The organism is Pseudomonas putida (assembly GCF_028682475.1).
Classification (GTDB): domain Bacteria; phylum Pseudomonadota; class Gammaproteobacteria; order Pseudomonadales; family Pseudomonadaceae; genus Aquipseudomonas; species Aquipseudomonas putida_AG.
In genome coordinates, this window is the sequence record NZ_JANHLE010000039.1 from 29667 (window position 1) to 41987 (window position 12321).

At 60.5% G+C, this 12321-nt stretch carries 11 protein-coding genes; 5 read left to right on the forward strand and 6 right to left on the reverse strand.

Going from position 1 to position 12321, the window contains the following annotated elements; translation table 11 throughout:
• Positions 1 to 6: 6 nt before the first annotated feature.
• Entirely contained in the window at positions 7 to 924 is a 918-nt protein-coding gene (locus tag NPS47_RS23295; RefSeq protein WP_274297101.1) for a LysR family transcriptional regulator, read from the forward strand.
• 478 nt (positions 925 to 1402) lie between these two features.
• Positions 1403 to 2119: an ArsR/SmtB family transcription factor gene (locus NPS47_RS23300; RefSeq protein ID WP_274297102.1), complete on the forward strand. Its 717-nt coding sequence runs from the start codon at positions 1403 to 1405 to the stop codon at positions 2117 to 2119.
• 63 nt (positions 2120 to 2182) lie between these two features.
• Here NPS47_RS23300 and NPS47_RS23305 read toward each other — a convergent pair whose 3' ends face one another.
• Positions 2183 to 3136 carry an adenosine deaminase gene (locus NPS47_RS23305; RefSeq protein ID WP_274297103.1) on the reverse strand — a complete coding sequence of 318 codons (954 nt, stop codon included), beginning with the start codon at positions 3134 to 3136 and terminating at the stop codon, positions 2183 to 2185.
• A gap of 146 nt (positions 3137 to 3282) precedes the next feature.
• Here NPS47_RS23305 and NPS47_RS23310 point away from each other — a divergent pair, with 146 nt between their 5' ends.
• Positions 3283 to 4362: a calcium:proton antiporter gene (locus NPS47_RS23310; RefSeq protein ID WP_274297104.1), complete on the forward strand. Its 1080-nt coding sequence runs from the start codon at positions 3283 to 3285 to the stop codon at positions 4360 to 4362.
• Positions 4363 to 4366: 4 nt separating this feature from the next.
• On the opposite strand, the gene NPS47_RS23315 is transcribed toward NPS47_RS23310, so the two are convergent.
• The 5 genes from NPS47_RS23315 to NPS47_RS23335 form a co-directional block, all read right to left on the reverse strand.
• Entirely contained in the window at positions 4367 to 5722 is a 1356-nt protein-coding gene (locus NPS47_RS23315) for an 8-oxoguanine deaminase (protein ID WP_274297105.1), read from the reverse strand.
• Between the two features lie 115 nt (positions 5723 to 5837).
• Complete coding sequence (locus NPS47_RS23320) at positions 5838 to 6524, reverse strand: SDR family oxidoreductase (protein WP_274297106.1); 687 nt, start codon at positions 6522 to 6524, stop codon at positions 5838 to 5840.
• 336 nt (positions 6525 to 6860) lie between these two features.
• Entirely contained in the window at positions 6861 to 7445 is a 585-nt protein-coding gene (locus NPS47_RS23325) for an IMPACT family protein (protein ID WP_274297107.1), read from the reverse strand.
• Positions 7446 to 7455: 10 nt separating this feature from the next.
• A complete protein-coding gene (locus tag NPS47_RS23330; protein ID WP_274297108.1) occupies positions 7456 to 8118 on the reverse strand; it encodes a TetR/AcrR family transcriptional regulator in 663 nt (220 codons plus the stop codon).
• A 62-nt stretch (positions 8119 to 8180) separates the two neighbouring features.
• On the reverse strand, positions 8181 to 9098 hold the full coding sequence (locus NPS47_RS23335; RefSeq protein WP_274297109.1) for a LysR family transcriptional regulator: 918 nt from the start codon (positions 9096 to 9098) through the stop codon (positions 8181 to 8183).
• Between the two features lie 118 nt (positions 9099 to 9216).
• Here NPS47_RS23335 and NPS47_RS23340 point away from each other — a divergent pair, with 118 nt between their 5' ends.
• Positions 9217 to 10563, forward strand: a complete 1347-nt coding sequence (locus NPS47_RS23340; protein WP_274297110.1) for an aspartate aminotransferase family protein — start codon at positions 9217 to 9219, stop codon at positions 10561 to 10563.
• A gap of 72 nt (positions 10564 to 10635) precedes the next feature.
• Positions 10636 to 12129 (forward strand): CoA-acylating methylmalonate-semialdehyde dehydrogenase, encoded by a 1494-nt coding sequence (locus tag NPS47_RS23345; RefSeq protein WP_038614971.1) that lies wholly within the window; start codon positions 10636 to 10638, stop codon positions 12127 to 12129.
• Positions 12130 to 12321: the final 192 nt, after the last annotated feature.

A 12321-nucleotide genomic window follows, 5' to 3' on the forward strand; every position in this document is an offset into this window, starting at 1 on the left:
CTTCCTGTGCGAATCGATGACCTGCAGCTGTTCGTTCGCACCGCCGAACTGGGCAGCCTGTCAGCGGCGGCGCGCCTGCTCGACCTTTCTCCGGCGGTGGCCAGTGCCGCGCTCAAACGCCTGGAGCAGCAATTGGGTACGCGCTTGCTTGCTCGCTCTACCCGCAACCTGCGCCTGACCGCCGAAGGCGAGGGCTTTCTGTTGCACGCACGCAATGCCCTGGCAAGCCTGGATGAAGGACAGCGTCAGCTGGCACGGGGGCAGGATGACGTCAGTGGCGTATTGCAGCTGTCGGCGCCGTCGGACTTCGGGCGCAATGTCTTGCTGCCCTGGCTGGATGAACTGCAACGTGAACACCCGAAGCTATCGGTGCGCCTGTTACTGGGCGACCGCAATGCCGACCTGTTTCGCCAGGCGGCGGACATTGCCCTGCGCTACGGTACGCCGGAGGATTCAAGCCTGGTGGCACTGCCACTGTGTCCAGATAACCGCCGGGTGTTGTGCGCCGCGCCTGCGTACCTGGTCCGCCATGGCGAGCCGAAGGACGTTGCCGACCTGGCCCGGCACAATTGCCTGCTCTACCAGTTGGGCAGCCGTGTTCACGATCATTGGCGATTTGGCCGCGGAGCAGCTGAAGCCGGGATAACCGTCAGCGGCGACCGTTTTTGCGACGATGCCGATGTAGTCCGCCGCTGGGCGCTGGCAGGCGTGGGGATCGCCTACAAATCCTGGCTGGATGTGGCGTATGACGTGCAGGCAGGGCACTTGAAGGTGTTGTTGGGGCACCTGGAGGGCGAAGCCGCGCCGCTGAACCTGATGTGCACGCATCGGGCGCAATTGGGTAAGCCGGTGCAGTTGCTGCGCAATCTGCTCAGGGAACGCTGCCAGTTGCTGTTCGAACAATTACAGCATGTGAGCCCGTAGAGCACTTTTGCTGCTACAGAACTTGCCGATTTATTTGTAGTTCGTGAGTGCTTGAACTGTAGGCTTAGTTCCTGGTTTTTTTATGACCCGCTGTTTGAAAGTTGAAACGAACAGGTATGGCGTGCGGGTCTACAACAAACGTGTCGAAGGTTAACCCGTGCCTTATGCGAATACGTTGTGGCTATGGTTTGGCAGAGCAGGGTAGTTTTACCCCGTTGCCTGCAGAGAGGAACGGGGTTTGTTGCGCCGAGGCGGCTTATAATCGCCCCGGCAGTCGTTTCCAGCGAGAGAAACTTCCATGTCTGCGGCCGACAAGTTATCGCTATCACTCGATCTTTGCCTGGTTCAAAGCGCTGGCTGACTGCTGGTGAGTCAACACTAAAACTTCCAGCCGCTCTGACATCGGGAACCTCGCAGTAAACGCCGCTGCCATGGTTATTCGAACGATTTCAGATGTGATCTCGCAGGGAGTTGAGATATGAAACCTGTTACAAGTATCAGCCAGATTGCCAGCCTGCTCGCTGATCCCAAACGCAGCGCGATGCTCTGGGCGTTGATCGACGGAATGGCACGGCCCTCTGATGAACTGGCGGACATAACCGGCCTGACGCTTTCTTCAGCCTGTGCACATTTGGCAAGGCTCTCGGCCAGTGGCTTGCTCAAGCTTGAGCCGCGCGGCAGAAAACGCTATTTCAGGCTGGCCGGACCTGAAGTCGGCGCTGCTGTGGAAGCATTGGCCAGTGTTCAGGTCACCACCCGGGAAATGCTCGCGGCCCGGGAGGACGTCGGCATTCCCCTGTCCATGCGCCGGGCCCGGTTATGCGGTGATCATCTGGGCGGTGAGCTGGCGGCGGACCTCTACCAGCGCCTGTTCGACGCCGGCTGGCTGGAGGGCCTGGAGCAACAGATCGAAGTGACTCCGGAAGGGCGCACACAGTTTGCCCGCCATGGCATCTTCATTGACGCGCTGGCCCGCTATCAGCATAGAAGATTCAGCAGTTGTCGCTGCTGCAGCGAATGGAGCGACCACCGCCCGCACCTGGGTGGCGCGTTGGGCAGCAGCTTGCTCAAGCTGTTCATGCAATCGGGCTGGATCCGCGAGAGCGAGACTTCACGCAGGTTGCAGATCAGCGCGGCAGGACTGCATCAGATCAACCGGATTGCCCAGCCGTTAACGCTGCAATCCGTCGGCTAGCGCCGTAAGGCAAGCCCGCTCCCTCCGTAGGAGCGGGCTTGCCCCGCGATCACTCAACGATGTTTACGGCTTCACCAACCGCGCATCCAGGCTGTTCTGTGCCAGACGCCGGGCCTGATCCTGAGTCATGCCCAAGTGGGTATGCAGGGCATGGAAGTTTTCGGTGACATAACCACCAAAATAAGCTGGATCGTCCGAGTTCACTGTGACCTTCACGCCACGCTCGAGCATGTCGAGGATGTTGTGCTGGCTCATGTGGTCGAACACGCACAGTTTGGTGTTGGACAGCGGGCAGACGGTCAGCGGGATCTGCTCGTCGATGATCCGCTGCATCAGGCGCTCGTCTTCAATCGCACGCACACCATGGTCGATGCGCTGGATCTTGAGCAAGTCGATGGCTTCCCAGATGTACTCGGGAGGCCCTTCTTCACCGGCGTGGGCAACGGTCAGGAAACCTTCGCTGCGGGCGCGGTCGAAGACGCGCTGGAACTTGCTAGGCGGGTGGCCCATTTCCGAGCTGTCCAGGCCAACGGCGATAAAGGCATCGCGAAACGGCAGGGCCTGGTCTAGGGTCTTGTGCGCTTCTTCTTCGCTCAGGTGGCGCAGGAAACTCAGGATCAGGCCGCTGCTGATGCCCAGCTGCTGCTGGCCATCTTTGAGCGCAGCGCTGATGCCATTGAGCACCACTTCGAAGGGAATGCCACGATCGGTGTGGGTTTGCGGGTCGAAGAACGGCTCGGTGTGGATCACGTTCTGCGCCTTGCAGCGCAACAGGTAGGCCCAGGTCAGGTCGTAGAAGTCCTGCTCGGTGCGCAACACGTCGGCGCCCTGATAGTAGAGGTCGAGAAACTCCTGCAGGTTGTTGAACGCATAGGCCGAACGCAGCGCTTCGACGTCGTTCCAGGGCAGGGCGATTTTGTTGCGTTCGGCCAGGGCGAACAGCAGCTCGGGCTCCAGCGATCCTTCCAGGTGCAGGTGCAATTCTGCCTTGGGCAGCGCGTTAAGCCAGTCGTACATAAAGTCGGTTTCTCATCAGGTGCGGTTGCCCGCATTCTACAGGGTTGTTCGCCGCTGGCCGAGAAAGCTGACCGGGTGGTGCATGCCACAAACCTTCTACAGTGACTACAGTCACTTTGTCCGCCATCACTGGATCAAGGCCGTCAATGCTTGCCCTCATGAACCAGGAAAAACCGTTGTTACTGGCTGTGCTGCTGGCGGCCCTGGCCTGGCCGCTGCAGGGACAGCTCTTGGAGCATGGTCACACGGTCGCGTTACTGGCGGGGTTGGTACTGGTGGTGGCAATCATCTGTGCATCGATGCGCGTGGCCCAACATGCCGAACGGCTGGCCGAGAATGTCGGCGATCCTTACGGCACCATGATTCTGACCTTGTCCGCGGTGATGGTCGAGGTGCTGGTGCTGGCGATCATGATGAGCAATGAGCCCTCGCCCACGCTGGTACGCGACACTATCTACTCGGCGGTGATGCTCGATATCAACGGGATCCTAGGCCTGGCAGCGCTGATGGGCGGGCTCAAGCACGGCGAGCAGCCGTACAACGATGATTCGGCACGCACTTACAGTGTGATGATCATGACCGCCATGGGGGTTTCCATGGTGGTTCCGGAGTTCATTGCGCGTGAGCACTGGAAGCTTTATTCGGCGTTCACCATCGCCGCCATGCTGCTGCTCTACGCCTTGTTCCTGCGCATGCAGGTCGGGCCGCACAGCTATTTCTTCAGTTACAGCTATCCGCAGAAGAAACGCCGCAATCCATCGCCGGTAGCGGTGAACAAGGTTCACTCGATCGTCATCCTGGTCTTTGGAGTGCTGGTTATCGGGGTACTGGCGGAGGCCATGTCGCATCCCCTGGATTATGGCCTGGAGGGCAGTGGGGCGCCGCCGGTATTGATGGCCATTGTGGTGGCGACGATTTCGGCAGCGCCGGAGATCCTCACTGCATTGCGTGCAGCGCTGGCCAACCGCATGCAGTCAGTGGTCAATATCGCCCTGGGAGCATCGCTGTCCACGGTGATATTGACCGTGCCACTGATGGAGGCGATGGCGCTCTACACCGGCCAGCCCTTCCAGATGGCCATGACGCCAGTGCAGACGGTGATGATCGCCATCACCCTGATCGTCAGCGCAATCAATCTCAACGATGGCGAAACCAACGCGATCGAGGGCATGACCCATTTCGTGTTGTTCGCCACCTTCATCATGCTGGCGTTTCTTGGCCTCTGAAGCCTCAGCCGGCAATCAGCTGCGCAGCGGCCTGGCGGTGATCGGCGATCAGGCCCTGGACGTCCAGGCCTTCGATCTGCCCGTCGATCACTCGCCACTGGCCAGCGATCATGACCCGGTCGGCGCGATCGGCACCGCACAGCAACAGTGCCGAAAGCGGATCGTGGCTGCCGGAGAAACGCAGTTCGTCGAGTTTGAACAGGGCCAGGTCAGCCTGTTTACCCACAGCAAGCTCCCCGATGTCTGTACGCCCAAGCAGTTGCGCCGATCCACGGGTAGCCCAGCCCAGGGCGAGTTCCGGGGTGATCGCTTCGGCGCCGTAGCGCAGGCGCTGCAGGTACAGGGCCTGGCGCGCTTCGAGGATCATGTTGGAGGCATCGTTGGAGGCTGATCCGTCGACCCCCAGGCCAACCGGGGCACCGGCGTTGGTCAGATCAACGGTCGGGCAGATGCCCGAAGCCAGACGCATGTTCGAGCTCGGGCAGTGGCAGATCCCGGTACCGGCGGCGCCCAGGCGGGCGATTTCGTCCGGGTTGAAGTGAATCCCGTGGGCCAGCCAGGTACGCGGACCAAGCCAGCCGACACTGTCCAGGTAATCCACGGTACGCAGACCGAAGCGTTGCAGGCAGAAGTCTTCTTCATCGAGGGTTTCGGCCAGGTGGGTGTGCAGGCGCACATCCAGTTCTTCGGCAAGGCTGGCACTGGCGCGCATGATCTCCGGGGTGACAGAGAACGGCGAGCAGGGGGCCAGGGCAATCTGGATTTGCGCGCCTTCGTCACGTTCGTGGTAGCTGTGGATAAGTCGTTGGCTGTCGGCCAGGATCACTTCACCCTGTTGCACCGTCTGCTGCGGCGGCAGACCGCCGTCGGCTTCGCCCAGGCTCATCGAACCGCGGGTGAGCATGGCGCGCATGCCCAGCTTGCGCACGGCTTCGACCTGTACGTCGATGGCGTTTTCCAGGCCATCCGGGAACAGATAGTGGTGGTCAGCGGCAGTGGTGCAGCCGGACAACAGCAATTCGGCCAGGGCCACGCGGGTGGCCAGCTCGAGCTTGGCCGGGGTCAGGCGGGCCCAGACCGGGTAGAGGGTCTTGAGCCAGGGAAACAGCGGCTGGTTGACCACCGGCGCCCAGGCGCGGGTCAGGGTCTGGTAGAAGTGGTGATGGGTGTTGATAAGTCCTGGCAGGACCACGTGCTCACGGGCGTCGAACACTTGTCCACAGGGGCTGGACGGGCTTTCGCCGAGGGCCAGGACTTCAGTGATGCGGCCGTCTTCAAGGACCAGGCCGCCACGGGCATCGAGGCTGTTGGCGGTGAAGATGGCAAGCGGGTTTTTCAACCAGGTACGGGTCGCAGGCATGGTGCCGGCTCCTCTGAAAGTGGGTTCAGGTTAGCCAGCTCAGTGTTGTCCTGTCTGCTGATCCAGGTCCGCCACGGTGGGCGAGGTGTCGAGTCTACACCCACCGTGAACGGTTTCACCAGATCAGGCTGTCGCCCTTGTAGTTGATGAAGTACAGACCACCTTTGCCGGCGTAGGCCTTGACCTGTTCAAGCAAGCCACGGGTGCTGGTGAGCACGTCAATGTCGGCACCTTCGCCACCCATGTCAGTTCTGACCCAGCCCGGGTGCATGGCCAGCACCGTGAGCGGAGTGTCGCCCAGGCGTACCACGAAGCTGTTGATCATCGAGTTCAAGGCAGCCTTGCTGGCTTTGTAGAGCGATAGTTCCGGTTCATTGGGAATGCTTACGCTGCCAAGCGCTGAGCTCATGAAGGCGATCACCCCGCTGTTTTTTCGCAGCTGTGGGCTAAAACGCTCAGCGACGCGGATGGGGGATACGGCATTGGTCATGAACAGATCGCCAACCTCGGCCAATTGCGCGTGTGCGGGGCTCTGGTCAGTTGGACCCATGACGCCGGCATTGACGAACAACAGGTCGAACGTCTGACCTTGCAGACGTTGCTGGAGTGCGTCGAGCTGGGTGCTGCTGTTCATCTCCAGGGTCTGCACCTGGACGCCTGGCAAAGGTGAAAGGTTAGTGGCCTTGGCCGGGTCGCGTACGGTAGCAATAACATTCCAGCCATCCTCTTGCAGACGTTCTACCAACCCAAGGCCCAGACCGCGAGAGGCACCGATGATCAGGGCGGTTTTGTTCTCAGGCATGTGGAAGCTCCTATCAATGGGACAATGGTTGATCAAAGAATAACCAGTCTAGCCAAACCGTGGCTGAACAGGCTGTTGACGCAGGGGTACACGGCTTATCCACAGCTTGCTCCACAGTATCTGTGAGCAAGCGCCGGATGTGGATATAAGCGCCTGCAGGCTTCCTCCCGGGGGTAATAAATGGGGATAACTGACTGATTTTCCGGCAGTTGAAACGCTGTCATCAAATCTTGATCAAAATATGATCGTTTGCCTGAAAGCCACGTGATTCAAGGCGCTCAGACGAATGCCCAGAGCTTATCCACAGCCAGGCCCACAGTGAATGTGGGCAAATGTTCAGCGCCGTTCCAGCAGGATCCGACCGCGGCTCAGGTCTGCCAGCTGACGTTGCAGCGGCTCGATCTGTTCTTCACCCAGCGCCAGCAACAAATCGACGCCGTTGGCGGTGAAGTGTTCTTCCAGCACCAGGCCGTCGGCTTCTGCCACACGCAATTTAAGCAGGGCCAGCTCACTGAAACTGCAACTGCAGCTGACTTCGCTGCGGCTGACCAGCAGGCGCTTTTCTGCCTGCTGCAGGCATTTGTTGGCACCGCCGCCATAAGCGCGGGCCAGACCGCCTGTGCCCAGCTGAATACCGCCGTACCAGCGGATCACCAGGACCACGACCTGATCGCAGTCCTGGGCTTCGATCGCTGCCAGGATCGGGCGTCCGGCGGTGCCGCCGGGTTCGCCGTCGTCGCTGCTGCGGTATTGCGCACCCAGCTTCCAGGCCCAGCAATTATGGGTGGCGGCCAGGTCGCTGTGCTGTTCTATGAAGCTCATGGCCTCGGCAGCGCTGCTGATCGGCGCTGCCAGGGTAATGAAGCGGCTCTTGCGAATCTCTTCGCGAAATTCGCAGGTGTCGAGCAGGGTAAAAGGCATAAACGCAGGTTCAGTCGGGAAGTTTCAGGCCACAGCCTTTGAGAATGATGTGGATAAGATTATTGCTGGCATCTTCCATGTCTTGCTTGGTCAGGCGGCTACGGCCGGTGACCTGGCAGATCTGGGTGGCGAAATCGGCATAGTGCTGGGTGCTGCCCCAAAGCAGGAAAATCAGGTGCACAGGGTCGACCGGGTCCATCTTGCCGGCGTCGATCCAGGCCTGGAACACCGCCGCGCGGCCCTTGAACCAGTCGCGGTAGTCCTGGCTGAAGTAGTCGCTCAGGCACTGGCCGCCGCTGATGATTTCCATGGCGAAGATCCGCGAAGCCTGGGGATTGCGCCGGGAAAATTCCATCTTGGTGCGGATGTAGGTGCTCAGCGCCGTTGCCGGATCGTCCTCGACGCTCAGGGCGTTGAAGGTGCTGTCCCACAATTCGATGATGTTGCTCAGCACCGCCACATACAGGCTCAGCTTGTTGGTGAAGTAGTAGTGCAGGTTGGCCTTGGGCAACCCGGCCTTGAGGGCGATGGTGTTCATGCTGGTGCCCTTGAAGCCATGCCGGGCGAACTCGTCTTCGGCAGCCTGGATGATGGCTTGCTCGTTCTTCTGACGAATGCGGCCGGCGGGCTTGCCCGGGGCGGTGACACGATGCGCAGGGACTTCGAAGGGCATGGGCGGTTCCAGGCAAGGCAACGGTTATCTTTTCTGACTGGCTAAGCTATCAGCATTAGTGCTCAGCGAGTAGCCGCCAGGCTTTCCAGAAAGCTTTCCAGGACCAGATGCGGGCGCCGCCCTTTGCGCGTCACCCAGCACAGGCTCAGGTCATAGAAGCGCTGCGCTGGCTTGAGCGCGCGCAGCCTGCCTTGTTGGACCCAGAAGCTGGCGTAGTGATCCGGCAGGTAGCCGATATAGCGCCCGGTGAGGATCAGAAAGGCCATGCCTTCACGGTCCGAGGCACTGGCAGTGCAGTTGAGTGCCTGATAGTGCGCCTGGACATCGGCCGGCAAACGGAACGTCGGGGCGATGGCGTCCTGGCTATTGAGACGCTCGTCGTCCAGCTGCCGGTCGTCGGCATAGAACAGCGGATGGCCCACTGCGCAATAAAGCAGCGAGCGTTCGCTGTACAGCGGCTGATACTCCAGCCCCGACAGCGGACTGGTCTGCGGTACCACACCGACATGCAGGCTGCCGTCGAGCACCCCTTGCTCAACCTGGCTGGGCGCGATCATGCGGATCTGGATGCGCACATCCGGGCCACGGTCCTTGAGCTGCGCCAGGGCGTGGGTGATGCGCATGTGCGGCAAGGTCACCAGGTTGTCGGTCAGGCCGATGTTCAGCTCGCCGCGCAGGTGCTGGTGCAGGCCGTTGACCTCGGTGCGAAAGCTCTCCAGGGCACTGAGCAGTTGCAGGGCCGACTGATACACCTCGCGGCCTTCCTCGGTCAGCGAGAAGCCGGCACGCCCGCGCTGGCACAGGCGTAATCCCAGGCGCTGCTCCAGATCGCTCATCTGCTGGCTGATGGCTGAACGGCCGATGCCGAGGACGTTCTCGGCCGCCGAAAAGCCGCCGCACTCGACTACGCTGCGGTAGATCTTCAGGAGACGGATATCAAAGTCGCTGACTTGCGCGAGGGGATCGGGGCGCCGGCTCATAGTTTAGTAGTCGTCTATCTGAAGATTAGAAAAGTTGGGTTTTCCAGACTTTATCCCCGTGACAACTTAGTCGCAACAACACTTATCGCTGCCCAATTGCCTTGCGAGGACTTGCCCGATGAATCTGCCTGAAAACGCTCCTGTCGGTCTGGCCAGCCAGCTCAAGCTGGACGCCCACTGGATGCCCTACACCGCCAACCGCAATTTTCAGCGCGATCCACGGCTGATCGTTGCCGCCGAAGGCAGCTACCTGACCGACGACAAAGGGCGCAAGATCTATGACTCGCTGTCGGGCCTGTGGACCTGCGGTGCCGGTCACACCCGCAAGCAGATTCAGGAAGCGGTGTCGCGCCAGTTGGGCGTACTCGACTACTCGCCAGCCTTCCAGTTCGGTCACCCGCTGTCGTTCCAGCTGGCCGAGAAGATCACCGAGCTGACCCCGGGCAACCTCAACCACGTCTTCTATACCAACTCCGGTTCCGAGTGCGCCGATACTGCGGTGAAGATGGTGCGCGCTTACTGGCGTCTGAAAGGCCAGGCCACCAAGACCAAACTGATCGGCCGTGCCCGTGGTTACCACGGGGTGAACATCGCCGGTACCAGCCTGGGCGGCGTCAACGGCAACCGTAAACTGTTCGGCCAGTTGCTCGATGTCGACCACATTCCACATACCCTGCTGGCCAGCAACGCCTTCACCAAGGGCATGCCGGAAGAGGGCGGTATCGCCCTGGCCGATGAAATGCTCAAGCTGATCGAGCTGCACGATGCTTCGAACATCGCTGCGCTGATCGTCGAGCCTCTGGCCGGTTCCGCCGGCGTCCTGCCGCCACCTAAGGGTTATCTGAAACGCCTGCGGGAAATCTGCGACCAGCACAACATCCTGCTGATCTTCGACGAAGTCATCACCGGCTTTGGCCGTATGGGCGCGATGACCGGTGCCGAAGCCTTTGGCGTTACCCCGGACCTGATGTGCATTGCCAAGCAAGTCACCAACGGCGCTATCCCGATGGGCGCGGTGATTGCCAGCAGCGAGATCTATCAAACCTTCATGAACCAGCCGACCCCGGAATACGCCGTGGAATTCCCGCACGGCTACACCTACTCGGCGCACCCGGTCGCTTGCGCTGCCGGTATCGCCGCCCTGGATCTGCTGGAAAAGGAAAACCTGGTGCAGGCTGCCGCTGAACTGGCGCCGCATTTCGAAAAAGTGCTGCACGGCATCAAGGGTGCGAAGAACATCATCGACATCCGCAACTACGGCCTGGCCGGTGCCATCCAGATTGCCGCCCGTGACGGTGATGCCATCGTGCGTCCGTACGAGATTGCCATGAAGCTGTGGCAAGCCGGCTTCTATGTACGCTTCGGTGGCGACACCCTGCAGTTTGGCCCGACCTTCAACAGCCAGCCGCAGGAACTGGATCGTCTGTTCGATGCGGTCGGCGAGGCCATCAACCAGGTCAGCTGATTCTTACACCTATATAAGAAGAGGACGCGAGCGCGCTCGCGTCCAGGATCACCCCCTTTTCTGGAGTTTTGCATGAGCACTGTTCAACACCTGATCAATGGCGAGCTGGTTGCTGCCGACGAGCGCACCGCCGATGTTTTCAACCCGTCTACCGGCCAGGCTATCCACAAGGTCGCCCTGGCCAGCAAGCAAACCGTGCAACAGGCCATCGATTCGGCCAAGGCCGCTTTCCCGGCCTGGCGCAACACGCCGCCGGCCAAGCGCGCCCAGGTGATGTTCCGCTTCAAGCAACTGCTGGAGCAGAACGAAGCACGTATCTCCCAGCTGATCAGCGAAGAGCACGGCAAAACCCTGGAAGACGCCGCCGGTGAGCTCAAGCGCGGCATCGAGAACGTCGAATTTGCCTGCGCTGCCCCGGAAGTGCTCAAGGGCGAGTACAGCCGCAATGTCGGCCCGAACATCGATGCCTGGTCCGACTTCCAGCCGCTGGGCGTGGTGGCCGGCATCACCCCGTTCAACTTCCCGGCCATGGTGCCGCTGTGGATGTACCCGCTGGCGATTGCCTGCGGTAACTGCTTCATCCTCAAGCCTTCGGAGCGCGACCCGAGCTCGACCCTGCTGATCGCCCAGCTGTTGCACGAAGCCGGTCTGCCCAAGGGCGTGCTGAACGTAGTGCACGGTGACAAGGAAGCAGTCGATGCGCTGATCGAGGCGCCAGAGGTCAAGGCTCTGAGCTTTGTCGGCTCGACCCCGATCGCCGAATACATCTATTCCGAAGGTACCAAGCGCGGCAAGCGCGTCCAGGCCCTGGGCGGCGCGAAGAACCACGCCGTGCTGATGCCGGATGCCGATCTGGACAACGCCGTCAGCGCACTGATGGGCGCAGCATATGGCTCTTGCGGCGAGCGCTGCATGGCCATCTCCGTAGCGGTGTGTGTGGGTGACCAGGTTGCCGATGCACTGATTGCCAAGCTGGAACCACAGATCAAGGCGCTGAAAATCGGTGCGGGAACTTCTTGTGGCCTGGACATGGGCCCTCTGGTGACTGCAGCTGCCCGTGACAAAGTGCTTGGCTACATTGACGACGGTGTTGCTGCCGGTGCGCAGCTGGTAGTGGACGGTCGTGGCTACCGCGTTGCCGGTAACGAAGATGGCTACTTTGTCGGCGGCACGCTGTTCGACCGCGTGACCACGGACATGCGCATCTATAAAGAAGAGATCTTCGGGCCGGTACTGTGCGTGGTTCGCGTGGATAGCCTGGAAGAGGCCATGCGCCTGATCAACGAGCACGAATACGGTAACGGCACCTGCATCTTCACCCGTGACGGTGAAGCGGCGCGGTTGTTCTGCGACGAGATCGAAGTGGGCATGGTGGGCGTTAACGTACCGCTGCCGGTACCGGTGGCTTACCACAGCTTCGGCGGCTGGAAGCGTTCGTTGTTCGGCGACCTGCATGCTTACGGTCCGGATGGTGTGCGCTTCTATACCCGACGCAAAGCGATCACTCAGCGTTGGCCGCAGCGTGCCAGCCATGAGGCTTCGCAGTTCGCATTCCCTAGCCTGTAAGGCCAGGTAGAGAAGGGGAGGCCGTGAGGCCTCCCTTTTTGTTTTTAGGGGTTTTGACCTTTATGTCAGTTTTATTGAAATAAGTCCTTGACGCCCCGTTTAATCTCTCTATAATTCGCCCCACTTCCGGCGCAGTCGGAACGGAAAACTCCTTGAGATTCAATGAGTTAGATGTTCCAGGTAGTACCGGAG